This window comes from Streptomyces manipurensis, assembly GCF_049570255.1.
In the GTDB taxonomy this organism is placed as follows: Bacteria; Actinomycetota; Actinomycetes; order Streptomycetales; family Streptomycetaceae; genus Streptomyces; species Streptomyces manipurensis.
On the sequence record NZ_CP186950.1, the window covers coordinates 2406375 to 2432687 of the forward strand.

The 26313-nt window shown below is 74.5% G+C and carries 24 protein-coding genes and 3 tRNA genes; 13 read left to right on the forward strand and 14 right to left on the reverse strand.

Going from position 1 to position 26313, the window contains the following annotated elements; translation table 11 throughout:
- Window positions 1-70: 70 nt before the first annotated feature.
- Window positions 71-2524: a beta-glucosidase family protein gene (locus ACPU2J_RS11095; RefSeq protein WP_423833173.1), complete on the reverse strand. Its 2454-nt coding sequence runs from the start codon at window positions 2522-2524 to the stop codon at window positions 71-73.
- Window positions 2525-2704: 180 nt separating this feature from the next.
- On the opposite strand from ACPU2J_RS11095, the gene ACPU2J_RS11100 reads away from it, so the two are divergent.
- Together ACPU2J_RS11100 and ACPU2J_RS11105 are read left to right on the forward strand one after the other, a co-directional pair.
- Window positions 2705-3280, forward strand: coding sequence for a TetR/AcrR family transcriptional regulator (locus tag ACPU2J_RS11100; RefSeq protein ID WP_361594655.1), 576 nt, complete (start codon window positions 2705-2707; stop codon window positions 3278-3280).
- A gap of 38 nt (window positions 3281-3318) precedes the next feature.
- Complete coding sequence (locus ACPU2J_RS11105) at window positions 3319-4035, forward strand: carbon-nitrogen hydrolase family protein (protein WP_420080879.1); 717 nt, start codon at window positions 3319-3321, stop codon at window positions 4033-4035.
- 9 nt (window positions 4036-4044) lie between these two features.
- Here the strand turns inward: ACPU2J_RS11105 and ACPU2J_RS11110 are convergent, their stop codons facing one another.
- The 3 genes from ACPU2J_RS11110 to ACPU2J_RS11120 form a co-directional block, all read right to left on the reverse strand.
- A complete protein-coding gene (locus ACPU2J_RS11110; protein ID WP_423833174.1) occupies window positions 4045-5646 on the reverse strand; it encodes a DUF2142 domain-containing protein in 1602 nt (533 codons plus the stop codon).
- Complete coding sequence (locus tag ACPU2J_RS11115; RefSeq protein WP_423833175.1) at window positions 5643-7319, reverse strand: hypothetical protein; 1677 nt, start codon at window positions 7317-7319, stop codon at window positions 5643-5645. Before ACPU2J_RS11115 ends, ACPU2J_RS11110 begins: the two co-directional genes overlap by 4 nt.
- 204 nt (window positions 7320-7523) lie before the next feature.
- On the reverse strand, window positions 7524-7859 hold the full coding sequence (locus tag ACPU2J_RS11120) for a winged helix-turn-helix transcriptional regulator (RefSeq protein WP_361594545.1): 336 nt from the start codon (window positions 7857-7859) through the stop codon (window positions 7524-7526).
- A 96-nt stretch (window positions 7860-7955) separates the two neighbouring features.
- Between ACPU2J_RS11120 and ACPU2J_RS11125 the strand changes: the two genes are divergently transcribed.
- Window positions 7956-8846, forward strand: a complete 891-nt coding sequence (locus ACPU2J_RS11125; protein WP_423833176.1) for an NAD(P)-dependent oxidoreductase — start codon at window positions 7956-7958, stop codon at window positions 8844-8846.
- An 18-nt stretch (window positions 8847-8864) separates the two neighbouring features.
- Here ACPU2J_RS11125 and ACPU2J_RS11130 read toward each other — a convergent pair whose 3' ends face one another.
- The 3 genes from ACPU2J_RS11130 to ACPU2J_RS11140 form a co-directional block, all read right to left on the reverse strand.
- The gene (locus ACPU2J_RS11130) at window positions 8865-9665 is read right to left on the reverse strand and encodes an EI24 domain-containing protein (protein WP_391345264.1); all 801 of its coding nucleotides are present in this window, start codon (window positions 9663-9665) and stop codon (window positions 8865-8867) included.
- A gap of 68 nt (window positions 9666-9733) precedes the next feature.
- Window positions 9734-10156, reverse strand: coding sequence for an organic hydroperoxide resistance protein (locus tag ACPU2J_RS11135; protein WP_361594551.1), 423 nt, complete (start codon window positions 10154-10156; stop codon window positions 9734-9736).
- Between the two features lie 66 nt (window positions 10157-10222).
- Window positions 10223-11245, reverse strand: coding sequence for an NADP-dependent oxidoreductase (locus tag ACPU2J_RS11140; RefSeq protein WP_365077517.1), 1023 nt, complete (start codon window positions 11243-11245; stop codon window positions 10223-10225).
- A gap of 94 nt (window positions 11246-11339) precedes the next feature.
- Here ACPU2J_RS11140 and ACPU2J_RS11145 point away from each other — a divergent pair, with 94 nt between their 5' ends.
- Window positions 11340-11762, forward strand: a complete 423-nt coding sequence (locus tag ACPU2J_RS11145) for a MarR family winged helix-turn-helix transcriptional regulator (protein ID WP_420080875.1) — start codon at window positions 11340-11342, stop codon at window positions 11760-11762.
- A gap of 40 nt (window positions 11763-11802) precedes the next feature.
- Here the strand turns inward: ACPU2J_RS11145 and ACPU2J_RS11150 are convergent, their stop codons facing one another.
- Entirely contained in the window at window positions 11803-12555 is a 753-nt protein-coding gene (locus tag ACPU2J_RS11150) for an SCO2400 family protein (RefSeq protein WP_420080874.1), read from the reverse strand.
- A gap of 78 nt (window positions 12556-12633) precedes the next feature.
- On the opposite strand from ACPU2J_RS11150, the gene ACPU2J_RS11155 reads away from it, so the two are divergent.
- Window positions 12634-13197, forward strand: a complete 564-nt coding sequence (locus ACPU2J_RS11155; RefSeq protein ID WP_423833177.1) for a hypothetical protein — start codon at window positions 12634-12636, stop codon at window positions 13195-13197.
- A 46-nt stretch (window positions 13198-13243) separates the two neighbouring features.
- Here ACPU2J_RS11155 and ACPU2J_RS11160 read toward each other — a convergent pair whose 3' ends face one another.
- The gene (locus tag ACPU2J_RS11160; RefSeq protein WP_423833178.1) at window positions 13244-14041 is read right to left on the reverse strand and encodes an esterase/lipase family protein; all 798 of its coding nucleotides are present in this window, start codon (window positions 14039-14041) and stop codon (window positions 13244-13246) included.
- Window positions 14042-14252: 211 nt separating this feature from the next.
- Between ACPU2J_RS11160 and ACPU2J_RS11165 the strand changes: the two genes are divergently transcribed.
- Window positions 14253-15290 carry a rod shape-determining protein gene (locus ACPU2J_RS11165; RefSeq protein ID WP_361594563.1) on the forward strand — a complete coding sequence of 346 codons (1038 nt, stop codon included), beginning with the start codon at window positions 14253-14255 and terminating at the stop codon, window positions 15288-15290.
- Entirely contained in the window at window positions 15287-16846 is a 1560-nt protein-coding gene (locus tag ACPU2J_RS11170; RefSeq protein WP_420080871.1) for a GAF domain-containing protein, read from the forward strand. The genes ACPU2J_RS11165 and ACPU2J_RS11170 overlap by 4 nt, the downstream gene beginning before the upstream one ends.
- Before the next feature lie 28 nt (window positions 16847-16874).
- Here ACPU2J_RS11170 and ACPU2J_RS11175 read toward each other — a convergent pair whose 3' ends face one another.
- Window positions 16875-17309 carry an Lrp/AsnC family transcriptional regulator gene (locus ACPU2J_RS11175; protein WP_365131757.1) on the reverse strand — a complete coding sequence of 145 codons (435 nt, stop codon included), beginning with the start codon at window positions 17307-17309 and terminating at the stop codon, window positions 16875-16877.
- A 69-nt stretch (window positions 17310-17378) separates the two neighbouring features.
- Here ACPU2J_RS11175 and ACPU2J_RS11180 point away from each other — a divergent pair, with 69 nt between their 5' ends.
- The 3 genes from ACPU2J_RS11180 to ACPU2J_RS11190 all read left to right on the forward strand — a co-directional run bounded on the left by ACPU2J_RS11180 (window position 17379) and on the right by ACPU2J_RS11190 (window position 20473).
- Complete coding sequence (locus tag ACPU2J_RS11180) at window positions 17379-18095, forward strand: LysE family transporter (RefSeq protein ID WP_420080870.1); 717 nt, start codon at window positions 17379-17381, stop codon at window positions 18093-18095.
- A 114-nt stretch (window positions 18096-18209) separates the two neighbouring features.
- Window positions 18210-18992 (forward strand): TSUP family transporter, encoded by a 783-nt coding sequence (locus tag ACPU2J_RS11185; protein ID WP_420082441.1) that lies wholly within the window; start codon window positions 18210-18212, stop codon window positions 18990-18992.
- Between the two features lie 119 nt (window positions 18993-19111).
- A complete protein-coding gene (locus ACPU2J_RS11190) occupies window positions 19112-20473 on the forward strand; it encodes a carboxyl transferase domain-containing protein (protein ID WP_423833179.1) in 1362 nt (453 codons plus the stop codon).
- Between the two features lie 46 nt (window positions 20474-20519).
- Here ACPU2J_RS11190 and ACPU2J_RS11195 read toward each other — a convergent pair whose 3' ends face one another.
- Entirely contained in the window at window positions 20520-21782 is a 1263-nt protein-coding gene (locus tag ACPU2J_RS11195; protein ID WP_361594573.1) for an MFS transporter, read from the reverse strand.
- 215 nt (window positions 21783-21997) lie between these two features.
- Here ACPU2J_RS11195 and ACPU2J_RS11200 point away from each other — a divergent pair, with 215 nt between their 5' ends.
- Window positions 21998-23155 carry a carboxylate-amine ligase gene (locus tag ACPU2J_RS11200; RefSeq protein WP_420080868.1) on the forward strand — a complete coding sequence of 386 codons (1158 nt, stop codon included), beginning with the start codon at window positions 21998-22000 and terminating at the stop codon, window positions 23153-23155.
- Window positions 23156-23729: 574 nt separating this feature from the next.
- Here the strand turns inward: ACPU2J_RS11200 and ACPU2J_RS11205 are convergent.
- From ACPU2J_RS11205 to ACPU2J_RS11215, 3 genes are all read right to left on the reverse strand, one after another.
- Window positions 23730-23803 (reverse strand) — tRNA-Ile (locus ACPU2J_RS11205).
- Window positions 23804-23990: 187 nt separating this feature from the next.
- Window positions 23991-24063 (reverse strand) — tRNA-Asn (locus ACPU2J_RS11210).
- Window positions 24064-24068: 5 nt separating this feature from the next.
- Window positions 24069-24141 (reverse strand) — tRNA-Asn (locus tag ACPU2J_RS11215).
- A 145-nt stretch (window positions 24142-24286) separates the two neighbouring features.
- On the opposite strand from ACPU2J_RS11215, the gene ACPU2J_RS11220 reads away from it, so the two are divergent.
- Together ACPU2J_RS11220 and ACPU2J_RS11225 are read left to right on the forward strand one after the other, a co-directional pair.
- Complete coding sequence (locus ACPU2J_RS11220; protein WP_361594579.1) at window positions 24287-24589, forward strand: YtxH domain-containing protein; 303 nt, start codon at window positions 24287-24289, stop codon at window positions 24587-24589.
- 97 nt (window positions 24590-24686) lie between these two features.
- Complete coding sequence (locus ACPU2J_RS11225) at window positions 24687-26135, forward strand: FGGY family carbohydrate kinase (protein WP_361594581.1); 1449 nt, start codon at window positions 24687-24689, stop codon at window positions 26133-26135.
- The last annotated feature ends 178 nt before the right edge of the window (window positions 26136-26313 follow it).

Genomic DNA, 26313 nt, shown 5'->3' on the forward strand with positions numbered 1-26313 from the left:
GGGTCCGGGAGCGGGTGTCAGGGCCCGCTCCCGGACCGGCTTCAGGAGTGATTTCCGGCCATACGGCGTGTCACGCGAGGTCGAGGGTCGTGGTCAGCCGGGTGTCGCCGTGCGAGCGGCTCGCGCGGACCTCGTAGGCACCGCCGATCCGCCGCCAGGCCCGGGCCTCCTCGTCCCAGATCTCGAAGGCCCGGGCGGGCAGGGCGATCTCCGCCTCGACGCTCTCGCCGGGGCCCGCCTGGACCCCCGTGAAGGCGGCCAGCCAGCTCGCCGGACGCTCCACCGCGTCGTCCAGGGGCGCCAGGTAGACCTGGACGACCTCCCGGCCGGGCCGGGTGCCGGTGTTGGTGACGCGGACCCGCACCGTGTCCGCAGTGGCCTCCAGCGACTCGTACGCCCAGTCGGTGTAGCCCAGGCCGTGCCCGAAGGGGAAGGCGGGGACGATGCCGTTCCGCTCGTACGCGCGGTAGCCGATGAAGAGGCCCTCGCGGTACTCCAGCCGCCCGTCGACGGGGACCACCTCGGTGACCGGCGCGTCCGCGAACCGCGCGGGCCAGGTGGTGGGCAGCCGGCCGCCGGGCTCCTCCGCGCCGAGGAGCACGTCGGCCAGCGCGGCCCCGCCCTCCTGCCCGGGGAACCAGCCCAGCAGCACGGCGGCGACGTCCTCGCGCCACGGCATCTCCACCGGGGAGCCCGCGTTGACGACGACCACCGTGCGGGGGTTGGCGGCGGCGACGGCCCGTACGAGGTCGTCCTGCCGGCCCGGGAGGGCGAGGTCGGTGCGGTCGAAGCCCTCGGACTCCACGCGCTCGGTGGTGGCGACCACCACGACGGCGGTGTCCGCCGCGCGGGCGGCCGCCACGGCCTCGGCGATCAGCGCGTCGGCGTCGCGCCGCGGACCGAGGTGCAGCAGGGAGAACATGATCGCCCTGACCGGCAGCCCGGTCATGTCGGGCACCCGGAAGGTCAGCGACACCTCCACCGGCTCCCCCGCGGCGAGGGTGATCCGGGCGCGCTCGCTGGGGGCGCCGAAGAAGGCCTCGAACGGGTCGGCCTCGTCACCCATCGGCTGGACGCCGCTCCACAGGGTCCGGCCGCCCACGGCGAGCTCGAAGGCGCCGAGCCCTCGGGTGCCGAAGGTGTGCTCTCCGCCCTCGCGCGGCACGAAGGTGCCCCGGACCTCGATGCTCGCCAGGGTCTCGTACGAGACGCCCGCGGGCAGGTCGTCGCCGATCCACTGAACCTGGCCGGTGGGCAGGGAGCCCTCCCCGAGGACGGCCCCGGAGGCGTCGCGGCACACGGCACGGAGCCGGAAGCCCCGGTCGGCGGGGACCGGTTCGTCGGAGGGGTCGGCTCCGACGGCGTAGCTCAGGGCGCCGTCCGGGAGGGCGGCGGTCAGCCCGTCGAGCGGGGAGACCACCCGCTCGGGGAAGACCGTGGCGGAGCCCCCGCCGAGCACGCGGGCGTCCCGGGCTGCGGCCCCGATCAGGGCGACGGTGCGCCCGGCGGAGACGTCCAGCGGCAGGGTCGCGTCCTCGTTGCGGACGAGGACGAAGCCGCGCACGGCCAGCTCGCGGGCCAGCGCCTGGCCGTCGACGGGAGCGGGGAGGGAGGCGACGGCGGCGGGGGCGCCCTCCAGGGCCCCGGCGCGGGCGGCGAGGCGCAGGACGTTGCGGACGGCGGCGTCGACGGCGGCCTCGGGGACCTCCCCGGCGCGGACGGCCTCGGCGAGGGCGGGCCCGTAGACGGTGGCGGGGCCGGGCATGGCCACGTCCATGCCGCCGAGGATGTCCCCGGTGGTGGAGCGGGCCGCCATCCAGTCGGAGACGTTGGCGCCGTCGAAGCCCCATTCGCCGCGCAGGACCTCGTTGACGAGGTGGCGGTGCTCGGTCATGGTCGTGCCGTTGACCCGGTTGTAGGCGGTCATGACGCCCCAGGGGCGGGCACCGGTGACGATGGCCTCGAAGGGCGCCAGGTACAGCTCGCGCAGCGGGCGCGGGGCGATGACGCTGTCGACGGTGAACCGGTCGGTCTCCGCGTCGTTGCCGACGAAGTGCTTCACCGTGGTGCCGACGCCGCCGTCCTGGACGCCGGCCACGTAGCCGCTGCCGACGGCACCGGTCAGGCAGGGGTCCTCGGAGTAGCACTCGAAGTGCCGGCCGCCGAGCGGGGACCGGTGCAGGTTGACGGTGGGCGCGAGCAGGACGTGGACCCCCTTGCGGCGGGCCTCCTGGGCGAGGAGACGGCCCGCGCGGCGGGCCAGCTCCGGGTCCCAGGCGGCGGCCAGCGCGGTCGGGGAGGGCAGGGCCACGGACGGGTCGTCGGCGCTCCAGCGCACGCCGCGGACCCCGACGGGGCCGTCGGACATGACGAGGGAGTGCAGTCCGATCTCGGGAAGGGCCGGCAGGGACCACATGTCCTGACCGGCCAGCAGACGGGTCTTGGTGTCCAGGTCGAGCTTGTCCAGCGCCGCCTCCACGGCGTCTTCGCGGATCCGGTCGCGGGCCTGATCGGCATCGGTCATGTCCGTGCCTCCTCGTCGGGGAAACGGTGCGGTCGCGCGCTGCGGCGCCGTGCGGTGCCCCCATCGTGGACCGCTTGCCTGTAGAGCGGTAGGGTTTGTGATCTTTTCGTGATGTTCGAATGGCGTACGGTCCACCTACGGCCCCGCGGGCGGGGCGTGGACGGAAGGGGTGCCATGGCCATGGCCAGGGCGAGGAGCGAGGAGCGCCGCGGGGAGATCCTCCGCGCCGCCGTCGAGGTGATCGCGGAACGCGGCTACCGGGGGGCCTCGCTGGGCACCGTCGCCGAACGCGTCGGCCTGACCCAGCAGGGCCTGCTGCACTACTTCCCGACCAAGGAGGCCCTGCTGGTCGCGGTGCTGGAGGAACGCGACCGGTGGGACACCGGCGGCGGATCGCGCGCCGCGGCGGGCACCTGGCGCCTTGACCTGCTCGACTCGCTGGTGGAGTACAACGCCATGCGCCCGGGGATCGTGCAGACCTTCTCGGCGCTGCTCGGCGAGAGCGTGACGGACGGGCATCCGGCGCGGGAGTTCTTCACCGAGCGCTACGCCCAGGTCCGCGGCGAGATGGCGGCCGTCCTGCGGGCGGAGTTCGGCGAGCGCCTCCCCTCGGGGCTCACCCCGGAGGAGGCCGCACCGCTGCTGACGGCCGTCATGGACGGCCTGCAGTACCAGTGGCTGCTGGCACCGGAGGCGGTGGACATGCCGGCCGCCTTCCGCTCCTTCCTGACCCTGCTGCGGGGCCCGGGCACCTGACACGGGCGGGGTCCGCGGGTGGTGGCATGCTGGGCCCGGTGAAGATCGCAGCAGCGCAGCTGACCTGTGTCCCCGCCGACGTCCCGGCCAATGCGGCGCGGGCCGCGGCCCTCGCCTCGGTGGCCCGCGAGCAGGGCGCGGAGCTCGTCGTGTTCCCCGAGCTCGCCCTCACCGGCTACGAGCCCGAGGCACTGGCGGCCGACCCGGGGCTGTGGACCGCCGCCGACGACCCGCGGCTGGATCCGCTGCGCTCGGCGGGCATCGCCACCGCGGTGAACGTCGCCCTGCCGGGGCCCGGCCCGCGCCCGGTCATCGCGACCCTGGTGCACGACGCGGACGGCACGCACCTGACGACGTACGCCAAACAGCACCTCTACCGGCACGAGCGGGAGGTCTTCGCACCCGGCACGGCGGACGGCCGTTTCGAGCTCGGCGGGATCCGCTTCTCGCTGGGCGTCTGCTACGACAACCACTTCGCGGAGCTCACGGCGCGCGGCGCCGCCGACGGCTGCCGCGTCCACCTGGCCTCGTCGCTGTACGGGACGGGCGACGGCCTCCGCGAGCGCGCGAGCGTGTACCCGGGCATCGCGCGGGAGCACGGCCTGTACGTGGTCCTCGCCAACCACGTGGGACCCGCCGGCCCGTGGACCGGCTGCGGCGGGGCGGCCGTGTGGGCCCCGGGCGGCACGCTGCTGGCCGAGGCGGACGGCCGTACCCCGTCGGTGGTGACGGCCGAGGTCGGCGCCACCACCTGACGGTCCGGGTCAGGCCGGCTCGGGTACCGGCCGGCGGCCGCCGGAGGCGCCGTCCTGCTCCGGAAGCGCCACGGGGGCGTCCTCACGGTCCGGGAGCAGCGCGAGCACCGCGAGGGCCAGGGCCGCCACCGCGTGGACCGCGGTCCACAGGGCCCAGCCGCCGGGCGGGGCCCAGTGCGCGTTGGCCACGATCCACGGGCCGTCGGTGCCGACCGCGAAGCGGCGCAGCGTCCAGTAGAAGGCGGCTGCGTGGGCCAGGGCGAGCCCGCCCACGGCGAAGCCGGCCAGGCGCCGCCAGGGGAATCCGCCCGCGGGGGCGCGCGTGGCGCAGATCAGTACGGCCATCAGCGGCAGGCCCACGGCGAAGGGCAGCAGGTAGCGGCCCTGCCAGACCATGCCGATCCGCTCCGCCTGGGAGGCCTGTCCCACGACCGGCACGATCACGACGGCGACGAGCATGGCGAGGATCGCCGGTGCTTCGAGCCTGCGGGCGTGGGCCAGGGCCAGCGCGACGAGCGCCGCGAGCACGCCCGACCAGAGCAGCCAGGTGAGGGCGGGCGCGGGCGTGTCCAGCCAGCCGAAGTAGCCGAGCATCTGCTTGATGTAGACGTCGGTGTTGCCGAAGGTCTGCTTCGCCGCTTCCCGGGCGGTCAGGTGGTCGGGGATGTCGATCACCGAGTTGTCCGGGTGACCGGCCGCCCACAGCAGCGCGCCGGCGGTCGTGGCAGCCAGTACGCCCGTCCACGCCCACAGCGCCTTGCTGCGCAGCACCGGGCCGAGGACTCCGCGCCGCTGGACCAGCAGCAGGGAGAAGACCACGGCCCCGGCGAACCAGATCAGTCCGAGCGGCCGGATGCTGATCAGCACCGCCGCGCCGATGCCGAGCCGGGCGAGCCGGCGGTTCAGCAGCTTGGGATCGGGCGACAGCACGATCGAGAGCAGGGCCGTCCACACCAGGATCCCGGCGGCGATCTCACCGCCGCTCGGATTGACCATGCCGGCCATGTACAGCGCCATCGGCGTGGCGGCGGCGAACACCCCGAGCATCGCCAGGGAGCGCCGGCGCCATTCGGCGGCCGTGACCACGGCGCTGGCCAGCAGGGCCGAGCAGAACAGCGCGGCCGCGAAGCGCATCAGGTACAGCCCCTTGGGGCCGTCGACCAGCAGGCTCGGCCAGCCCGCCACCAGGTAGTAGCCCGGGTGGTAGCGGCCCGCCGCCGTGGTGGCCTGCGCGGTCTTCTCGGAGCTGCCCAGCGAGGGTGCGCAGGAGGCCGGCTTGGACTGGTTCCACGAGTAGCACTCGTGGGCCTTGGGGAGGTTGCGGTACCACTCGGGGAGCTGCACGCCCGATTCGGCGAAGTGCCCCGGGATGCCGGCCACGGTGTGCGGGACCATCACCTCCGTCCCGCCGAACTGGCCGCGGGCGACGGCGGCCGCCCGGATGAAGTGCGCGTGCTCGTCGGGCGAGCCGGCCGGCGGGGTGGCCGCCGACCAGGAGCCCGCGAGCGTGAGGAACAACGCGAACGAGATCAGCCAGAGCCGCTTCGGGGTGCGGGCGGCCCAGGCGGCCAGCCGCCGGGGTGCGGAGGTCATCGGTTCCCTCGAAGTCATCGGATGAAGTCCAACCAGCTCTGGTCGCCGTCCTTGGAGCAGGTGCCTCCGGGAGCGTACTTCGGGCAGCTGCCGTCCTTCTCCGTGATGGTGTGCGACACCCAGGGCAGGATCCGGTAGGTGTTCTCCTTCGCCGGCATGTAGCGGTCGGACATCGCGGAGGAGACGGTGCCCAGGAGGAGCAGCAGGGCGCAGAGGGTCCCGATCACCGCCCCCTCGCGGGCGGGGAGACCGCGCACGGCCGGCGTGTTCGCGCCGTCGCCGGGCTGCTCGGCCCTGCGGGCGGCGATCCGCTGCGAGACCAGGTGGGCGACGAGCGCGCACAGCAGCAGCCCGCAGTAGAGCAGCTGGTTGTTGGTGCGGGTGTAGAGCTGGACGGTCTGCGTCTCGTACATGTGCGAGGCGATGTACATGCGCATCACCCACGCGCTGATGAACATGGCGGCGATGGTGACGATCATCGGCTTGCGCAGGCCCAGCCAGATCGCCGCGCCGAGGCAGACGAAGGTGACGAGGGCGAACAGGCCGACGCCGCCGTACTCGCCGGGCGGCGGCCACTCCCCCACCTTGCCGGGCATGTCGGTGCGCCACATGAGGTAATACGCCGGGTCGGTGAAGTTGTCGAACCGGAAGTTGTAGTCCTTGGTGGACTGCCCCTCGGTCAGCATGACCATCAGGTAGCGGCCGGCGACCACGAGGAAGGCGGCGAGGGTGGCGGCGAGGAAGCCGGCGCCCTTGAGCCGGCCGGCGCGCCCGGCCCGCCACGGGAAGTAGAGGGCCGCGGCGAAGAACACACCGGCCGCGCTCCACAGGAACCAGCCGGAGTAGGTGAGGAACAGCAGGCCGAGCAGGGCGCCGAAGCCGGCCCCCTTGAGCAGCAGCGGCCGCCAGTCCTGCCGCGCGCTGCGGCCCAGGCAGACCACCAGCGCGACCAGGACGGGCACCAGCAGGACGAGGACGGTCTGGCTGTACGGCTTGTAGGCGTCGATCAGCGCGAAGGCCGGGGCGACACCGAAGGCCAGGGCCCGGACGGGGCTGAGCAGCATCCGCCAGCAGAGGTAGACCAGCGGTCCGAAGGCGGCCGCGCCGAGGATCTGGAGGTCCTTGAAGGCGTACGCGGTGTTGCCGCCGCGGAAGAACTCGGCGTAGTAGCCGAGGGTGTAGAGCGGGGCCGGGGGGTAGACCGGGGAACCGGAGGGGCGGCCGTTGGCCACGGCGTGGGCCCACTCGACGATGCGGCCGCTGTCCCCGTTGAGGCCGAACATCGGCCAGGGCGTGCCGTGCAGGGCGACGACCGCGCCGGCGGCGACGAATCCGCTCGCGAGGCCGGCGATGCCGGCGGCCGCGATCCGGGCCGAGAGGTCGAAGTGCCGGCCCTTGCGGAACCGCAGGGCCGCGGCGACGGCGGCCACGAGCAGCAGGCCGAGGAGCGCGAACCGCAGCTGTATCGCGGCCAGCCCGCTGACCTGCGCGATGCGGTCCAGGGGGTTGAGGCGGAAGCCGCGGGCCAGCAGCGGGAGCACCAGCGCGGCGGCGAAGGCGACGGCGGCCTCGACGAGGAGGAGCGCCGCCCGGGCTCCCGGACCCCGCCGGGCCGCGGGTATGGGGCGGTCGGACGTGGCAGGGCCGCCCGGGGGCAGCACGGCCACCGAGGCGTCGGTACTGACTGTCACTGCTGGGTCCCCTACTGCTGGTCGGTCCTCGGCCCGGCGGCCGGTCGTCGTACGGCAAGCCGCCGGCCGGCTCGCGACTCCCGGCGCCGGGAGCGCCGGGCTCCGGCGGACTCAAGGGCAGTGGGAGACGGCCTCGGCACTTGCCGCCTTGCATACTACGGGCCGCCCGGGGGTGGGCGGGGGCGCCCGTTGATCACAGGAGGGCTACGCCGAGTCCGGTAGCAGGTGCTTCGTCCCCCATGCCCCGAGCGGCACCAGGGCCGCGCTCAGGTCCCGGCCCAGCACGGTCAGCGAGTACACGACGCGCGGCGGGACCTCCTCGTACACCTCGCGGTGCACGATGCCGTCGGTCTCCATCTCGCGCAGCTGGGCGGCGAGGACCTTCTCCGAGACCCCCGGGACCAGCCTGCGCAGCTCGCCGAAGCGGCGGGGGCGCTGGTCCAGCTCCCACAGGAGCGACACCTTCCACTTGCCGTCGATCACCGACATCGCCGCGGCGATCCCGCAGTGATCCGCACCGGGCCTCCGTGCCAACGCCATCGCACACCCTCCCCACCTGTTCGCTCACCTCGGGGTAACCACCCACTCCGAAGTGCGTACTTGAGCGCTCCGGCGCCCCCCACCAGGCTAATCGGCATGAACGACACCACAGCCCGGAACTCCCTCACCCTGCTCGGCCTCGGCGACATGGGCGCCGCCCTCGCCCGCACCTGGATCGCCGCCGGCCACACCCCCACCGTCTGGAACCGCACCGCCTCGAAGGCGCAGGCACTGGTCGCGGAGGGCGCCGTCGCGGCCCCGACTCCGGCCGCGGCCGTCGCTCCGAACACGCTGGTCGTGGTCTGCCTGCTGGACGACGCCAGCGTCGGCTCCGCCCTGGAGGGCGTCGACCTCGACGGCAAGGACCTCGTGAACCTCACCACCGGCACCCCCGCCGAGGCGCGCGCCCGCGCCGCCTGGGCCGAGGAGCGCGGAGCCCGGTACGTGGACGGCGGGATCATGGCCACGCCGACGATGATCGGAGCCCCCGAGGCCGGGGGGTACGTCTTCTACAGCGGCTCCCGCGCGGCGGTGGAGGACCACCGGGCCCTGCTGGAGGTCCCGGTGGGGGTCCGCTTCGTCGGGGAGGACCCCGGCCACGCGGCCCTGCACGACGTGGCACTGCTCAGCGCGATGTACGGGCTGTTCGCCGGCATCTCGCACGCCTACGCGCTCACCGAGGGCGAGGAGGGCGTCGCGCCGAAGGACCTGGCTCCGCTGCTCTCCGAGTGGCTGGGCGCCATGGGCTTCTTCGTCGGCAACGCCGCCGAGCGGCTGACCTCCCGGGACTTCACCACCGGAGTGGTGTCCAACCTGGCCATGCAGGTGGCGGCCAGCGGCACCCTGCTGCGCACGGCGCAGGAGCAGGGGGTGGACGCCGGGCTGATCTCGCCGTACCTCGAGCTGATGCGCCGCCGGCTGGAGGCGGACCCGGCCGCGCACGGCGGGGAGGACACCTCGGGGGCGATCCTGATGCTGAAGCGGTAGGGGTGGCGGGTCCGGTGGTCAGGGGAAGGCCGGCGGCGGCGGTCCGAAGCCCGCGGGGGTGGTCTCGGCGGCCGGGGTCTCGTCGGTGCGCACCAGGTCCCGGGCCATCAGGGTGGCTCCGGCGACCGCGCCCGGCATCAGGAACACCGCGACCAGCGGCACCAGGAAGGCCAGGACCAGCGGCACGCCGAAGCCGAGGACGAGCAGCCGCCGCGAACGCAGCAGCACCAGCCGGTCGGGCAGCTCCACCTTGCGGCGCTGGAGGGCGACGGCCGTGAGCTCCTGGGTGAGGAAGTACCCGGAGACGCAGAAGCCGAGGACCGGGACCACGGTCTGCCCGATCACCGGGACGAACCCGAGGGCGAAGAGCGCGATCCCGTAGAGCAGCACCCTGCCGAGGATCCTGACGCTGTCCCGGGCCGAGATCCACAGCTCCAGCCAGAGCGGCAGCCCGGACTGCGGGACCTCGCCGCCCTCGCTGCGGTCCACCTGCTCGGAGAGGGACTCGTAGAAGGGCTGGCCGATCAGCAGGGTGACGGCGGTGAAGGTGATCACCGCCAGGAACAGGCCCAGGCCGAAGAGCAGGCCGGTCAGGAGCCCGCGGAAGACGCCGAGCCAGGGGGCGGACCAGTCGTCGGCGAAGGGGGTCGCCCAGGCGGTCACGTCGTCGGCGGTGTAGCCGAGCCCGATCAGCGCCCCGGCGTAGAGGACGAAGGAGACGAGCCCCGGAAGGAGCCCGAAGCCGAGCCATCGGCCGTGTCCCAGTACCCACCGCTGTCCGGCCAACAGGTACCGGAAGCCCCCCGCAAGATCATGCATGGGGCCAGTTTACGGCGAGGGCCGCACCCCGGTCGGGGGGCGGCCCTCGCGCGGCTGCGGCAGCCGGATCAGACGGCGAGCTCGACGGTGATGTTGCCGCGGGTCGCCTTGGAGTACGGGCAGACCTCGTGGGCCTTCTCGATGAGCTCCTTGGCGGTGGCGGCGTCCACGTTCGGGATCACGGCGGAGATCTTGACGATCAGGCCGAAGCCGTCGTCGTTCTTGCCGATGCCGACCTCGGCGGTGACCGTGGAGCCGGAGATGTCGGCGTTCACGTTCTTGGCGACGACGCCCAGGGCGCCCTGGAAGCAGGCGCTGTAGCCGGCGGCGAAGAGCTGCTCCGGGTTGGTGCCGGCGCCGGAGCCACCGAGCTCCTTGGGCGGGTTCACGACGACGTCGAGCCGGCCGTCGTGGGTGGCGACGCGGCCGTCACGGCCGTTCTCGGCGGTGGCCACGGCGGTGTACGCGACGTCGGACTGCTGGATGGACATGAAGAATGTTCCTCCTGGTGATCGCCGCGACTCGCGCCCACGGGCCACGACGGTTGTGGGGTGAGCCTAACCGGTGAAGGAAACGATCATCTTTCCGGTGTTCTCCCCGCGCAGCATGCCGAGGAAGGCGGAGGCGGCGTTCTCCACGCCCTCGACGACCGTCTCGTCGTAGCGCAGCTCACCGGAACGCAGCCATCCGGCGACGTCCTGGACGAACTGCTGCTGGAGTCCCGCGTGGTCGCTGACCAGGATGCCCTGCAGGCGCAGGCGCTTGCCGATGACCTGCATCAGGTTGCGCGGGCCGGGCGCGGCCTCGGTGTCGTTGTAGTGGGCGATCGCGCCGCAGAGGGTGGCGCGGCCGTGCACGTTCATGGAGGAGATGGCGGCCTCCAGGTGGTCGCCGCCGACGTTGTCGAAGTAGACGTCGATGCCCTCGGGGGCGGCGGCGCGCAGCTGCTCGGCGACGGGGCCGTTCTTGTAGTTGAAGGCGGTGTCGAAGCCGTACTTCTCCGTGAGGAGGGTCACCTTCTCGTCGGAGCCCGCGGAGCCGATCACCCGGGACGCGCCCTTGATCCTGGCGAACTGGCCGACGAGGCCGCCGACCGCGCCCGCGGCGCCGGAGACGAAGACGGCGTCGCCCTCCTTGAAGGAGGCGACCTCGAAGAGGCCGGCGTAGGCGGTCAGGCCCGGCATGCCGAGCACGCCGAGGTAGGCCGACAGCGGGGCGAGCGAGGCGTCCACCTTGGTGGCGTGCTTCGCGTCGAGCTCCGCGTACTCGCGCCAGCCCAGGCCGTGCAGGACGTGGTCGCCGACGGCGAAGCCCTCGGCGTTGGAGGCGACGACCTCGCCGACCGCGCCGCCGTCCATCGGGCGGTCGAGCTGGAAGGGCGGGACGTAGGACTTCACGTCGTTCATGCGGCCGCGCATGTACGGGTCGACGGACATGTGCAGGTTGCGCACGAGGATCCGGCCGGCGCCGGGCTCGGCGTCGAGGGGGACCTCGCGCAGGGCGAAGTCCTCGGCGACGGGCCAGCCCTGCGGGCGACGGACGAGGTGCCACTCGCGGCTCACGGCGGGAATCTCAGACATGCGGCGCTCCTGGTCAGAACGAATTGCTTCACTGGATGAAACAACCATGCTCCTGGATATTTCATGTTGTCAAGTAAATGGGTACGCTGGAGTCATGCCCAGTCGTCGCACAGACCCAGTGACCGTCGAGGTCGTCGAGCTCATCGGTGACGTCGTGTCCCGGTACCACATGGAGTACGAGCACGCGGCTTCCAGCCACCAGCTCACCGGCGCCCAGGCCAAGGTGCTGAACCTGCTGGCCATGGAGCCGATGCCCATGCGTCACATCGCCCGGAAGCTGCACTGCGAGCCCTCGAACGTGACGGGCATCATCGACCGGCTGGAGGCCCGCGGCCTGGTGGAACGTCGCCCTGACCCGGCCGACCGGCGCGTCAAGCTCGCGGCCCCCACCGAGGAGGGCGTGCAGACGGCGGAGCGGCTGCGCGAATCCCTGGACTTCGCCCGCGAACCGCTGGCCGGACTGTCCCCCGAGGAGCGGGCCGCCCTGCGGGACCTGCTGCGGCGGATGCTGGTCTGACCGGCCCGCGCAGGGGCGTCCCGCCGGGGAACGGGTCCGCTCAGGAGCAGAAGATCCAGAGCACGCAGCTCTTGGTGGGCTTGGGCGTGGGGGACTGCGTCGGCGGGACCGGCTCCGGCGCCCGGCTGGTGCCGGTGGCCCCCTGGGACGGCGCCCCCGAGCCCGAGGCCTGCAGGGAGGGCCCGCGCCCGGGCGGGACCGACGCCGATCCGGACACCGTGGGGGCGGGACCGGCATCGGAGCTCGTTTCGGGGGCGGGGCCGCTCGGGCCGGGCGCGTCGGCGCCCGCGGAGGGCGACCCGGTGCCCGCCTTCCTGGTCACCGAGGCGGTCTTCGCCGTGCCCTTGCCCGGCCCCGTGGGCGCGCCGGCCGTCGGCAGATCCGGCACCGGGGCGGGCTGCTGGGGGCCGTCGTCCGTCAGCACCACGTTCGAGGCGCGGTCGGTGGCCTGCCCGTCGGCGACCAGGTGGGCCGCGGACAGGGAGCCCCCGGCCGCGATCAGCACCCCGAGCCCGAGGGAGAGCACGGTCCGGCGGCGGCGCCGGTGCGCGACCCTGCGGCGGGCCCCGGCCCTGCGCCCCTCCGGCGCGGACAGCACCACCAGCGAGTCGGCGTACACATCGGCCAGGGCGGTCGGCGTCTCGGGCACCGGGGGCCGCACGCCGGGGGTCTCCGGCGGCGCGGGCCGTCCGGCGGGAGGCGCGGCGGGGATCAGGTACTCGGCGGCGGTTCCGCATCCGGCGCACGCCAGCGCGCCGTTGAGGTGCCTCCGGCATGCGTGGCAGTAGTTCATGGCGCCCGCAGGCTATGCCGTCCGCGTCAACATCCGTATCCCGAGAACGTAAGGATCCTGTGTGGAATCGTTTCCTCCATGACTTCCTTCGGGCCGGACGCGTTCCAGTTGGTGTTGCTGCGGCGGATGGCCGACTTCCAGCCGGAGCTCGCCGAGGAGGCCCGCCGCCGGCTGGGCGCCTCGCCCGCCGACCAGCGGGAGGCGAACAAGCGCTGGCAGGCCATGGTGCGCTCGCGCCGCGCCCTGGCCCGGTACCGTTCGGTGCTCGGCCCGCCGGAGTCCGCCGAGCCCCGCAGGATCGGGGACCTGGAGTGCGAGGCGCTGCGGTGGCCGCTGCCGCTCTGGCCCGACCTCCGCTTCGAGGTGCTGGCCGCGCCGGACGGGGCGGTGTGGAACGAGTGGCTGGTACGGGCCCCGGGCGCACCGGGGCCCGTACTGGAGTCGCCGGAGGACCTGCTGCCCTGGTCGGCGACGGTGGACGAGGTGGCGCGGGCCTTCGCACCGGTCCGGCCCATGGAGGGCACCGCACCCACCCGCTGGCGCCTCGCCTTCGCCGCGCGGGGGCGGCCCTGCACGGCCGAGTTCACGTACGGCCTGCTCCAGCGGGTCTCCCCCGGACCGGAAGGGGCGGTCGCCCCGTAGCCCGCCGGCCCGCGGGCGGGACCGTGCGGACCGGGCGGACCCGGCCTCAGGACGCGAGGAAGGCGCGGACGCCCGCCGAGGTCGGCTCGTCGCCGAGCAGGTCGTTGTGCGCGAGGCAGCCCACCGGGGTGTTGAGGGCACCGGCCAGCGGGACGCTGTCGTCCGGGTTGACCACCTCGTCGCAGCCGGACCAGAAGGTCGCGTACTTCACCGCGCCCGGGGTCGGGTCCCCGGCGTTGAGGTTCCGCAGCACGTACGAGCCGGGGGTCATGTCCCGGCACGCCTGGTCCCACAGGGCGCAGGCCCAGGCCGTGGAGGTGCCGCGGTTGGGGCCGGCGAGCGAGACCCAGTGGTCGACGGCGGCGGCGCCGCCGCCGAACTTCACGTACCAGCGGCTCACCAGGGAGCCGAAGGAGTGCGCCACGACGTCGACCCTGGCGGCGCCGGTCTCCCGGCGGACCTGCTCGACGTAGGCGGCGAGCCGTCCGGCGAGGACCTCGTTGACGGACAGGTGGGTGTCGTAGCCCCAGGAGAAGAGCTGGGCATCGGTCCAGCCGGCGGCGCGCAGGTCCGCGCGCAGGGCTCCCCAGACGCCCGGATCGGCGTTGTAGCCGTGCACGAGGACGACGGGGTTGCGGGCGGACGTCCCCTCCGGGGCGGCCCCGGAGGACCGGTCGGCGGCGCGGGCCGCAGCCCACGCCGGGAGGGCCGGGCAGAGCGCCAGGCAGAGCGCGAGGAGCACCGGCAGCCCGCGTCGCGCGTCGCCCCGCGTCCGGCGCGTCCCTCGCACCTGCCGCTCCCACCGCTCCCGCCGCGCACGCCGCTCCTGCCGCACCGTCAGCATCGGGCCCCCTCTACCTTGTTACGCGCGAGTAGCGCGTGCGGTGCGGGCATGGTGCTGCCTGTCGGTACAGAAATCCACCCCCATGCAGGCGCGCGGCACCCCCGGCCGGAGCAGCCCAACAGGCCATAAGACCGAAACGCCCGGGATGATATGAAAAGCGATCGGCGCCTCGGCCGGTCCTCTTGCGTCAGCGCTCTCGGGAGGTTCTGCCGTGACCGTCAGTCTTGAGCAGTTGCGCCGCTGCCACGTCGCCGTCGACCTGGGGGCCGCCAGGACCCGCGTGTACGTCAAGGGCGCCGGCCTCGTGGTCGACGAACCCAGCGTCGCCGCGGTCAACACCCGCACCGGCGCGCTCATCGCCGTCGGAACCTTCGCCGAACGGATGACGGGCCGCACCCCCGACTACATCAGGGTGGTCCGCCCCGTCTCCGGCGGCACCGTCGTGGACATCGAGATGGCCCAGCGGATGCTGCGCCACCTCCTCGGCGAGAAGCTGCGCCGCGCCCTGCGCCGCAAGCCGCGGCTGCGGGCGGCCGCCTGCACCCCGCACGACGCGGACCCCCTCGCGCAGCGGGCGACCGTCGAGACCCTGGTCGGCCTCGGCGCCCGGCGCGTCGAACTCGTCGACACCCTGATCGCGGCGGCCGTCGGCTGCGGACTGCCCGTGGAGCAGCCGACCGCGACGATGATCATGGTGTGCGGGGCCGCCACCACCCAGGTCGCCGTCCTCTCCCTCGGCTCCATCGTCACCGCCCAGCGGATCCCCGTCGGCGGCGAGGCCATCGACCACGCGGTCGTCCAGCACCTGCGCCACGCGCACGAGCTGATGCTGCCCAGCCAGGCCGTCCGCCCCCTGCAACTGGCCCTGCACGGCAACGGCATCACCGACGAGGGGCCGGCCTCCACCCTCATCCACGGCCGTGACGTGGCCACCGGGCTCGCCCGCTCCGTCCAGGTCGACACCGCGGCCGTGCGCAACGCCATCCACACCCCGCTGACCGCCGTCCTCGACGGCATCGGCAAGGTGCTGCGCGACTGCCCGCCCGACCTGGTCGCCGACCTGACGGACCGGGGGATCATGATGGTGGGCGGCAGCGCCCTGCTGCCGGGCCTGGACCAGATGCTTCGGGACGCCACCGGGATGCCCGTCGCCATCGCGGAACGGCCCGACGTGTGCGCCGTACTCGGTCTCGGCGCGATGCTCGAAGGGAAGATCGCCCCCATGGTCCTCAACCCGCTGGCCGGATGACGCGGAGCGGACGGGACGAGGAGGAACCCCGACTTCCGGTACTGCTGGAGGCCGTCCTCAACGTCGGATCCGAGCTCGAACTGCGCTCCATCCTCCAGCACATCGTGGACTCGGCGGCCGAGCTCTGCTCGGCCCGGTACGCCGCGCTCGGGGTCGTCGACCCCGAGCGCGTCCTGCTGACCGAGCTGTTCACGGCGGGCCTGACCGACGAGGAACGGGCCGCGATCCCCCGCCTGCCGGACGGGCGTTCCGGAGTGCTCGGCGTCGTGCTCCACACGGCCCGCCCCCTGCTCCTGGAGGACCTCTCCGAGGACCCGCGGGCCGTCGGCTTCCCGCCCGGCCACCCGCGCATGCGCAGCTTCCTCGGCGTCCCGATCCGGGTGCACAAGGAGGTGTTCGGGAACCTCTACCTCACCGAGAAGCGGGGCGGCGGACCCTTCACGGGCGGGGACCTCGCGCTGCTGCGCGTCCTCGCCTCCCAGGCGGGGATGGCCATCGGCAACGCCAGGCTCTACGAGACCGCGCGCCGCCGGGAGCGCTGGATCGAAGGCGCCGCCGCCGTGACCACGACGCTGCTCGCCGGGAAACCGGCCGCGGACGCCCTGATGTGCGTGGCCGAACGGGCCCGGCTGCTGGCCGACGCCGCCGCCGGGGTCGTGCTCCAGCCGACCCCCGAGGGCGGCATGGAGATCGTCGCCGCCTCCACGCCCGGGGACCCCGGGGACCTGGTCGGGACGGCGATCGCCCCCGGGTCGCCCGTACTGGAACAACTCCTCGGCGGGGAGCCCGTCTTCATCGACGACTCGGCCACCGACCCGCGCATGACCACGCACGTCCGCGAACGCTTCGGTCCGAGCATGATGCTCCCGCTCCAGAGCGGCGGCCGGCTGATCGGCACCCTGGCGCTGCCGCGCTCCCGCGGCGGCCCCGCGTACGACGCGGTCGACCGGCTGCTCGCCTCGCAGTTCGCCTCCCAGGCCGCGCTGGCCCTCGTCCTCGCGGACGCCCAGCACGACCGGGAGCAGCTCGCCGTGTACGAGGACCGCGACCGGATCGCCCGCGACCTCCACGACCTGGTGGTCCAGCGGCTCTTCGCCACCGAGATGATGCTGGAGAGCACCCGGCGGCGTGCCGCGAACGCCCCCTCGGGGGACGCCGTCGGCGACGAGCTCGGCCGCGCCGTCGACGAGCTCGACTCCACCATCCAGGAGGTCCGCACGGCCATCTTCGCCCTCCAGCAGCCGCCCACCGACGCCCCGACGACCTTCCGCGGCCGGGTCATGCGCGAGACCGGCGGGGCCGCCGTCCTGCTCGGCTTCCAGCCGTCGGTGCACTTCGCCGGTGCCGTGGACGCCCTGGTCCCCGAACCGGTGGCGGCGGAGCTGCTGACGGCCCTGCGCGGTGCCCTGGCCGCCGCCCACCGGCGCAGCGAGGTCGGCTCGATCGAGGTGGTGGTCGACGCCACCGCGGAACGCGTCCGGCTGACGGTCACGGACGACGGACGGACGGATCCGGGCACCCGGGACACGACGGTGACCTGGGAGTCCGCGCTCTGAGCGGCCCGCGCCGCCGTCGGGCGCGCCCTCAGAGCGGGCGGTCGGCGGCGCGCAGCGCGATCCGGGTGTGGGACTGGGCCACGCCCGCCTCCCGCTTGAGGCGGCGCAGCAGCCCGTCGAGGGCCGCCGGGTCGGCGGCCCGGGCCCGCACGAGGTAGTCGTGGGCGCCGGTCACGTGGACCACCTCGGTGATCCCGGGAAGCCCGGCCACCTGGCGCTCGAACTCCTCGTTCGTGGTGTCCTGCCGCAGGGTGACGTCGATGAACACGACGAGCCCGCCGCCGGTGTCGGCGGCCGGGTCCACCACGACGGTGAACGCGCGGATCACTCCGTCGCGGCGCATGCGCCGCACCCGGTCGGCGGTGGCGTTGGCGCTGAGGCCGACCCGGACGCCGAGGTCCCGGTAGGAGATCCGCGCATCCTGCTGCAGGATCCCGAGGATCTCCCTGTCGATGCGGTCCATACCGCGATTGTCGCAGCGCGGTCCGGTATTCGTGCCCGGAGCGCGGCGCGGACACCCCACCCTCCCCCTATGAACGACGTGATGACACCGGCCCTGGCGGGCGCGGTCGCCGGCCTGGGCGTGGCGATGCCGATGGGCGCGATGAGCGTGCTGCTGCTCCAGGAGGCGATGCGTGACCGCCGCGCCGCGGCGGCCGCGGCGGCGGGCGTGGCGGCCGTCGACCTCGGCTACGCGGCCCTCGCCACCGCCCTGGGGCCGTGGGTGGCCTCGCACGTCTCCCCCGTCGAGGCGTGGGTCCGGCTGGCGTCGGCGGTGATCCTGCTCGCCATCGCGGCCCACGGACTCGCCGGCTCCCCCGCCCGGTCGGCGCCCGCAGCGGTGGCGCCCGCACCGGTGGACGGCCCGGGCCCGCAGGGCGGCGGGGACGGGGGAAGCGGCGGCGGGGACGCGGGGAGCATCGGCGGGGCCGGCCGGACCGCCACCGGCCTGCGCCGCCCGTCCCGGACCTTCGCCCGCTACGCGGCCCTCACCGCGGTCAACCCCACGACCGCCCTCTACTTCGCCGCCCTCACCACCGCCCAGGGCGCCGCCCTCGGCTCCGGCCCCGCCGGTGCCGCCTTCCTCCTCGGCGTCGGGGTCGCCTCCCTGCTGTGGCAGCAGTCCCTCGTGGCCCTCGGCTCCCTCGCCGGCGCCCGCATCTCCCCCACGGCCCGCGTGTGGACCTTCCGCCTGGGATACGGCCTGGTGGCGGCCTACGCGGTGAAGATCGCCCTCCCCCTGCCCTGACGGCCGGGGCCGAGGGCCCGGCCCCGGAGCGGAGTTCACGAGATCTTCATGCCCACCGCCCCGGAAACGGGCGAGGCTGGGGTGTCCGGGTGGCGGGTGTGCGGGGAGGCCGTGGTGTCGTGGTGGTCGGGGCTGCTCGGGTTCGGTGCCGGGCTGCTGATCTCGGGCGTCACCGCCCCCGTCGGGGTCTCCGGAGCGGTCTTCCTGCTGCCCGTACAGGTCAGCGTCCTGGGCGTGCCCAGCCCGGCCGTGACCCCGACCAACCTGCTGTACAACGTCGTGGCCGGCCCCGGCGCGCTGCTGCGCCACCTCCGGGCGGGCCGGCTGAGGGGCCCGCTCACCCGCCTGCTCGTCGCGGGCACCGTCCCCGGCGTCGTCGTCGGCGCGCTGGTCCGGGTGTTCGCCGTACCGAGCCCCCGGGTGTTCCGGCTGCTCATCGCCGTACTCCTGCTGCCCCTCGGCCTGTGGCTGCTGCTGCGCACCCTGCGCCCGGCGGACGGCCGTCCGGCCCGCCCGCCGTCGCCCCGCGCCACGACCGGCCTGGCCCTGACCGTCGGCGTCGCCGGAGGGGTGTACGGGATCGGCGGCGGCTCCCTGCTCGGCCCGGTCCTCGTCGGCCGCGGGATGCCGGTCGCGCTCGTCGCGCCCGCCGCCCTGGCCGCCACCTTCGTCACCTCCGTCGTCGGCGCGGCCGTCTACGCGCTGCTCTCCCTCGCCGCCACCGGCGACGTCGCCCCCGACTGGTTCCTCGGCCTGTCCTGCGGGGCCGGCGGTCTGGTCGGCGGATACCTCGGGGCCCGGCTCCAGCCCCGGCTGCCCGAGACGGCCCTCCGGCTGCTGCTCGGAGCCCTGGCCGCGGGGATCGGGGCCCTGTACGCCGTCCAGGTCCTGCGCTGAGCGCCGCCGTCCGGATCCCGCGACCGCCGCCTCCGCCCGGATACCGCACTGACCGCGCCCGCCCGGCCGAAGTACTGTCGCCCGGACACGACTTCGACGACACGACCTGGGGTGAACCCGTGACGACGACCCGACTCTCGGCCCGCGCCGCCATCGCGTCCGTGGCCGACCCGGACAGCTTCGCCGAACTGCCCGCGCCCCGCCGGGAGTCCCCCGCCGACGGCCCCCTGGCCTGGTCCGGCTACGACGCCTCCCGGGAACGCGCGACCGCGCGCACCGGCGAGGAGGAGTCCGTGGTCGTCGGCACGGCCCGCATCGCCGGCCGCGAAGCCGCGCTCGTCTCCTTCGAGTTCGGCTTCCTCGGCGGTTCCCTCGGGCAGCGCACCGGGGACCGGCTCGAAGCCGCGTACGAGCACGCCCGCGCGCACCGGCTGCCGCTCGTCTCCCTCATCGCCACCGGCGGCTCCCGCATGCAGGAGGGCATGCTCGCGCTCACCCAGCTCCAGCGCGTGGCCCGCCAGTGCGTCCTCACCCGCGCCGCGGGCCTCCCCCAGCTCGCCGTCCTGCGCGATCCGACCACGGGCGGCGGGTGGGCCACCCTCGGGGCCGGGGCCGACGTGGTCCTCGCGCTGCCCGGCGCGCAGGTCGGCTTCGCCGGGTCCCGGGTGCGGCCTGCGGACGCCGACCCGGCGGCGTACGGCGCCGAGGGCCAGTACGCCTCCGGGCACGTGGACGCCGTGGTCGCCCCCGCCGACCTGCCGGGCACCCTCGCCGACTGGCTGCGCGTGCTGGCCGCGCCCCGCCCCGACGGTCCCGTCGAACCCCCGGCGGCCCTCGCCGACGCGAGCCCGCCCGCCACCGGCTGGGACGCCGTGCGCCAGGCCCGCCGGCCCGGCCGGCCGCACGCCCCGGCCTACCTCGACGCCTACTTCGACCTGCGGCTGCCGCTGTCCGGGGACCGCGCGGGCGGCACCGACCCGGGAATGCTCTGCGGGTTCGGGCTCCGGGACGGCCGGGCCGTGGCGTACGCCGCCCAGTGCGGCACCGCCACCCGCCCGGCGGGATACCGTACGGCCGCCCGCGTGGTGCGCCTCGCGGACCGGCTCGGCATCCCCGTCCTCACCCTGGTCGACACCCCGGGCGCGGCCAACGACGCCGCCGCCGAGCACGCGGGCGCGGGCCCCGCCATCGCGGACGCGTTCGCGGCGCTGGCCGGGGCCACCGTGCCCGTCACCACCCTGCTGATCGGCGAGGGCGGCTCGGGCGGCGCCCTCGCGCTGGCCGCGCCCGGGAACACCTGGGTCACGCCCGACAGCTACTTCTCGGTCATCGCCCCCGAGCTGGCCGCTGCCATCCTCAAGCGGCCGCCCTCGGCCGCCCCCGCCACGGCCGACCAGCTCCACGTCCGCCCCCAGGACCTGGTGGCCCTGGGAGTGGCCCGCGGCATCGTCGCCCCGGCCACCCCCGCCGCCACGCCGTGAGACCGGCCCCGGGCAGCGCGGTCCTGCCGGCCGCCGCGGCTGCGGGCTACGCCTGCGGGGAGCGGGCGTCGTAGTGGGCGAAGTTGCGCCAGCGCAGGGCGAGCAGGCCCACCACCAGCACGCAGGCCAGCCCGCCGCCGGTGACGGCGACGGCGGGTGAGGTCAGGTCGGCGGCGCTCCCGGCGAGGAAGTCCCCGAGCCGGGGCCCGCCCGCGACGACCACGATGAAGACGCCCTGGAGCCGGCCACGCATCTCGTCGGGCGTGGCGGCCTGGAGCATGGTGGTGCGGAACACCATCGAGACGGTGTCGGCGTACCCGGCCAGGGCCAGGAAGAACAGCCCGAGCCAGAGGTTCCGCGTGAGTCCGAACACCGCGATGGCCAGCCCCCAGGACGCGACGGCCAGCAGGATCGCCAGCCCGTGCCGCCGGACGTGGGCCTGCCAGCCGGAGAACAGGCCGCCCAGCAGCGCCCCGGCGGCGATCGCGGCCACCATCAGGCCGACCGTCTTCGCGTCGTCGCCGTACCAGAGCACGGCGATCGCGGGGAACAGCGCCTTCGGCTGCGCCAGCACCATCGCGGCCATGTCGGTGAAGAAGGTCATCCGGATGTTGGGCCGGGTGCCGAGGAAGCGCAGCCCGTCGACGACGGAGGCCCTCCCCCGCACCCCCTCGGCCCGGTCCGGCTTCATCGAGGGCAGCCGCCACATCGCGTAGAGGGCGGCGGTGAAGGTCACGGCGTCGATCAGGTACGCCCACTCGTAGCCGCCGACGGCGACGACCAGGCCGCCGAGCGCGGGGCCGACCATCGTCCCGAAGGTCATGGTGACGGAGTTCAGGGCGTTGGCGGCGGGCAGCTGTTCGGGCGGCAGCAGCCTGGGGATCATCGCGGAGCGCGCCGGTCCGGTGAGGGCCCCGCAGACCGCCTGGAGCGCGACGACGGCGTACAGGAACCACACCCGGTGGAAGCCGAGCAGCGCGGCCGCGGCGAGCGCGACGGACAGCACGGCGGCGCCGAGGGAGCTGTAGAGGCCGAGCTTGCGCCGGTCGACGGTGTCGGCGATGGCGCCGCCGTACAGGCCGAAGACGACGAGCGGGACGAGGGAGAAGAGGCCGACCAGCCCGACCGAGAAGCTGGAGCCGGTGATGTCGTAGACCTGGAGCGAGATCGCGAGGGTGGTCATGGCCTGGCCGACCCACGAGATGGTCCCGCCGATCCACAGCCGCTGGTAGTCGGCGGAGGTGCGCAGCGGGGTGAGGTCGGCGAGGATGCGTCGCTTCGGAGCGGTTCGATCGGTCGTACGAGTCACATCGGATGATAACCAGCGGCCGTCCGCCGGTCCGCGGGGTTTTCCGGCCCTTTCACACACCGGCAACAGTCGCCCCATCCGGCCCCGGACCCCCGGGCGGACCGGCCCCTTGCCGGTAACCCGCCACTATCACCGGACATTTGACCGAATCGCCGTACGCTCCTCGCCTCGTGTTCGGCTCATGATGAAAAGACTCGTATGTCCAGGGAGGCGTAGTGATCGAACCTGGCAACAAGAACACGAGCACCGGCACGACGCAGAACACGGTGCGGCCCACCGTGCCCCTCACGGTCGGCGTGGAGGAGGAGTTCCTCCTCGTCGACGCCCGCACCCTCCGGGTGGTCCCCGCCGCCCCGCAGGTCCTCGCGACGGCCGGCGGACTGCCCGGCGCGATGCACCCCGAGGGCACCCGCTACCAGGTGGAGATCTCCACCCCCGTCGCCGAGTCGGCCGGCTCGCTGCGCACCGAACTCGCCGCGCTCCGGCGCTCCCTCGGCCACGCGGCCCGCGCCCACGGCTGCCGCCTGCTGGCCGCCCCCTCGCCGGTGGTCGCCATGGAGGGCCCACTGCACCTGACGGACGACCTGCCGCGCCAGCGCGAGCAGCACCGCCGCTTCGGCGCGCTGACCGACACCCTCGTCAGCTGCGGCCGGCACATCCACATCGGCACGCTCGACGTGGACACGGCCGTGGCGGTGTCCAACCGGATCAGACCATGGCTGCCCACGCTGATCGCGCTGGCCGCCAACTCGCCGTTCTGGGGCGGCCGCGACACCGGTCACGCCAGCTGGCGGGCGATGGCCTGGTCGGGCTGGCCCTCCGCGGGCCCGCCCCCGCACTTCGCGTCGACGGCCCACTTCCGGCGCTCCGTGCAGACCCTGCTCGGCTCCGGGGCGGCCCTGGACACCAAGATGGTCTACTGGGACCTCCGCCCCTCCGGGCACTGGCCCACGCTGGAGTTCCGGGCCCCCGACATGTCCGCGTCCCTGGACACGGCCGTGCTCCAGGCCGAACTGGCCCGGGCCCTGGTCTCCACGGCGCTGCGCGAGATCCGCGAACGGCGCCCCGAGCCGGCCGTACGGGACGACGTCCTGCGCCTCGCCCGCTGGCGGGCCGCCCACGACGGCCTGGAGGGCTTCGGCCTCGACCCGTACACAGGGGCGGAACTGCCCGCGGCCGACCTCGCGGAGGCCCTGCTGGACCTGGTGGCCCCGGAACTGGCCGCCTCCGGCGACCTGGACCACGCGGCGAAGACCATGGCCGCGCTCCTGCGCGACGGTTCGGGCGCCCACCGCCAGCGCACGGCCTTCGCCCGCCGCCAGGACCTGGCGGACGTCCTGCGCCACCTGACGGACGAAACGGAGGCCTTCTAGCCGCTTGGCGCGCATCGCCGCGGATCATCCGTCGCGCCGGGGGCCCCGCCCCCGGCGCGACGGATCCCTGGGGTGAATCCGCATGGACGACGCCACAGCCCCCGGACCTCACAGGTCCGCCATCCGATGGCCCGAAAGCACCGGGCCGGACGGCCGCCCCCTCCGCCGCGAACTCTGCACCTGCTTCAGCATGCACAGCGCGCACCCACGCACCCGGGTCGGATTCCACGGAGAACGGCAGGACACGTCCTCGGCGAGCCGGCGCCTCCTCGCGCTCGTCGACGAGGCGGCAGCCGACGGCAGGGAGGATTTCAACCCCCTGGTCGAGCTCAGCCCGCAGGAACGGCTCGACGCGATCACCCTGCCCGCGAGCATCGCCCGGCTGACCGAGGTCAGGCACCTGAGGCTCTACGGCAGCAACCTCGTCCGGCTCCGGCCGCCGAACGGGGCCCGCCCCGCCGCGCCGGACCCGAAGCGGTGGGGCGCGACGGCGATCGACACGTGCAGCGTCTGCGACGGGCCCCGGAAACGCCGAAGCCGCAGGTGCGATCGTTTCTGCACCTGCGGCTCGCGGTGGGGCGGGTGGGACTCGAACCCACGGCCGACGGATTATGAGTCCGCTGCTCTAACCGGCTGAGCTACCGCCCCTTCACGGCGTGGCGCGTACACGTGTGCGCGCCGTCTGCCGCAGCATAGCCGCTCATACGATCTCCTGCCTCGGATGCCTCGCATGATCGGCTCCGCCTGTTCAGAGAGACCGCGCCGAGTGCTGCCCGGTTCCCGAAACGCCCGACAAAGAAGAAAGAGGACCCCGTGGGGCCCTCTTCGTTCCTTGCTCCCCCGACTGGACTCGAACCAGTAACCTGCCGGTTAACAGCCGGCTGCTCTGCCAATTGAGCTACAGGGGACCGCGCTCCCCCGACTGGACTCGAACCAGTAACCTGCCGGTTAACAGCCGGCTGCTCTGCCAATTGAGCTACAGGGGATTGCTGCGGTGCATCAAACGGCCCACCTCCGGCCTTGCCGGGGGGCGGGCGCCCGTTGCGAGTCATAGATTAGCGCAAGCAGGGGGGTGCTCCGCCAATCGGTATCGACAGCAGGCCGGGCACCACACGACGAAGGGTGGCAGGCATGCGTTACAAGGTCACGTTCGTGGTCGGACTGGCCCTCGGATACGTGCTCGGGACCCGGGCCGGACGCGAGCGCTACGAGCAGCTCAAGAAGTCCGCCCGGCAGGTCGCGCAGAACCCGGCGGTGCGCAACGCCGCCGAGACCGCGGGCCGGACCGGCCGCGAGTACGCGGGCAAGGCCTACGCCGTGGTCAGCGAGAAGGTCGGCGACGCCGTGCCGGACTCCGTGGCCGGGCGGGTGCGCGGGCTGCGCGACCGGGCCGGCGTCGGCGCCGACGACGAGTGGGGCACCAGCAACACCTGAGCCTCGTGCGCATCCGCCCCGGGGGCCCCGGAACCCTCACGGTTCCGGGGCCCCCGGGGCGGTCGCCACCCGCGCCGCGTGCGGCAGAATCCTCCGTATGGGGATAGTCGCCGGGCTGGACAGCTCTTCCGCCTTCACACGCATCGTCGTCTGTGACACCGAGACCGGCGCCGTGCTGCGCCAGGGGTACGCCCCCCATCCGCAGCCCGCGGGCGAACCCGACGGCGCGAACCCCCACGAGACGGACCCGCAGGCGTGGCTGCTCTCGCTCGGCGAGGCCGCCGGCGGCGGGCTCCTCGAAGGGGTCCAGGCCATCGGCGTGTCGGCGCAGCAGCACGGTCTGCTGCCGCTGGACCCGCAGGGTGGGCTCGTGCACGCGGCCCTGGTCGGCAACGACAAGCGGGGCCAGGCGGCCGCCGCCGACCTGACCGAGGCGCTCGGGGGCCGGCAGGCGTGGGCCGAGGCCGTGGGCACCGTCCCGCACTCCGCCCAGCCGCTGGCGAAGCTCGCCTGGCTGGCCCGTACCGAGCCGGAGGCCGCGCGCCGGGTGGCGGTGCTGATGTCCCCGCACGACTGGCTGGTCTGGCAGCTGCTCGGCCGGCCCGCCCGGCGGACCACGGACCGCGGCGGCGCGTCCGGGACGGGCTACTGGTCGACGGCCACCGGCACCTGGCGCCCCGACCTGGTCGAGCTGGCGCTCGGCCACCGGGCCCTGCTGCCGGAGGTGCTCGGCCCCGCCGACGCCGCCGGGACCACGCCCGAGGGCCTGCTGATCTCCGCGGGTACGGGCGAGACCATGGCGGCGGCGCTCGGGCTGGGGCTGGGCCCCGGCGACGCGGTCGTCTCGCTCGGTGCGTCCGGTTCGGTGATGGCCGTGCACCACGAGGCGCTGTCGGAGCCGGGCGGCCTGATCACCTCGCTGGCCGACGCCACCGGCATGCACCTGCCCGTCGTGAACACGTCCAACGCCGTACGGGCCCTGCGCGGCACGGCCGAGCTGCTCGGCACGGACCTGGAGGGCCTGTCGGAGCTCGCGCTGAAGTCGACCCCGGGCGCGCACGGGCTCGTGCTGCTGCCGTACCTGGAGGGCGAGCGGACGCCGAACCTCCCGCACGCCGCCGGGACCCTGTCCGGGCTGCGCCGGGACTCGATGAAGCCGGAGCACCTGGCCCGGGCCGCGTTCGAGGGCATGCTGTGCGGGCTGGTGGACGCGCTGGACGTGCTGCGTTCGCGCGGCGCCGAGATCCGCCGGGTGTTCCTGCTGGGCGCGGCGGCGGAGCTGCCCGCCGTGCAGGCGGCGGCTCCGGGGCTGTTCGGGACGCAGGTGGTCGTGCCGGCTCCGGCGGACTACGCGGCCCTGGGCGCGGCGCGGCAGGCGGCCTGGGCCCTCGGTGTGGCGCAGGGCACACTGGCCCCGCACACCCCGCCGGTCTGGCCGGCCCCGTCGGCGCAGGTCTTCGAGCCGGACGAGGAGTTCGCGGCCTGGCAGGGGGTCCGACAGCAGTACGCCGCGACGCGGGAGCAGGTCCACCCGGGGGCGTTCTGACCCGGGAGGCCCCCCGCGCGGGCCCTGGGCGGCCGGCGCACGAGCCCCCGCGCGCACCCGGCGCAGGTCGTAGGCCGCCTCCGGCGGGGGCTCATCCTTTTGACCGGGCTTTGCGAAATCCGGTGGGGATCGCTGGGCCGTTTGGCCGAAGATGGGTCGACCCCCTCGATCGTGCCGA

Coding starts and splice junctions, on each gene's coding strand:
- ACPU2J_RS11095 (WP_423833173.1), bottom strand. CDS start 2,524: ATGACCGATGCCGATCAGGCCCGCGACCGGATCCGCGAAGACGCCGTG.
- ACPU2J_RS11100 (WP_361594655.1), top strand. CDS start 2,705: ATGGCCAGGGCGAGGAGCGAGGAGCGCCGCGGGGAGATCCTCCGCGCC.
- ACPU2J_RS11110 (WP_423833174.1), bottom strand. CDS start 5,646: ATGACTTCGAGGGAACCGATGACCTCCGCACCCCGGCGGCTGGCCGCC.
- ACPU2J_RS11120 (WP_361594545.1), bottom strand. CDS start 7,859: ATGGCGTTGGCACGGAGGCCCGGTGCGGATCACTGCGGGATCGCCGCG.
- ACPU2J_RS11125 (WP_423833176.1), top strand. CDS start 7,956: ATGAACGACACCACAGCCCGGAACTCCCTCACCCTGCTCGGCCTCGGC.
- ACPU2J_RS11130 (WP_391345264.1), bottom strand. CDS start 9,665: ATGCATGATCTTGCGGGGGGCTTCCGGTACCTGTTGGCCGGACAGCGG.
- ACPU2J_RS11135 (WP_361594551.1), bottom strand. CDS start 10,156: ATGTCCATCCAGCAGTCCGACGTCGCGTACACCGCCGTGGCCACCGCC.
- ACPU2J_RS11140 (WP_365077517.1), bottom strand. CDS start 11,245: ATGTCTGAGATTCCCGCCGTGAGCCGCGAGTGGCACCTCGTCCGTCGC.
- ACPU2J_RS11145 (WP_420080875.1), top strand. CDS start 11,340: ATGCCCAGTCGTCGCACAGACCCAGTGACCGTCGAGGTCGTCGAGCTC.
- ACPU2J_RS11150 (WP_420080874.1), bottom strand. CDS start 12,555: ATGAACTACTGCCACGCATGCCGGAGGCACCTCAACGGCGCGCTGGCG.
- ACPU2J_RS11155 (WP_423833177.1), top strand. CDS start 12,634: ATGACTTCCTTCGGGCCGGACGCGTTCCAGTTGGTGTTGCTGCGGCGG.
- ACPU2J_RS11160 (WP_423833178.1), bottom strand. CDS start 14,041: ATGCTGACGGTGCGGCAGGAGCGGCGTGCGCGGCGGGAGCGGTGGGAG.
- ACPU2J_RS11170 (WP_420080871.1), top strand. CDS start 15,287: ATGACGCGGAGCGGACGGGACGAGGAGGAACCCCGACTTCCGGTACTG.
- ACPU2J_RS11175 (WP_365131757.1), bottom strand. CDS start 17,309: ATGGACCGCATCGACAGGGAGATCCTCGGGATCCTGCAGCAGGATGCG.
- ACPU2J_RS11180 (WP_420080870.1), top strand. CDS start 17,379: ATGAACGACGTGATGACACCGGCCCTGGCGGGCGCGGTCGCCGGCCTG.
- ACPU2J_RS11220 (WP_361594579.1), top strand. CDS start 24,287: ATGCGTTACAAGGTCACGTTCGTGGTCGGACTGGCCCTCGGATACGTG.
- ACPU2J_RS11225 (WP_361594581.1), top strand. CDS start 24,687: ATGGGGATAGTCGCCGGGCTGGACAGCTCTTCCGCCTTCACACGCATC.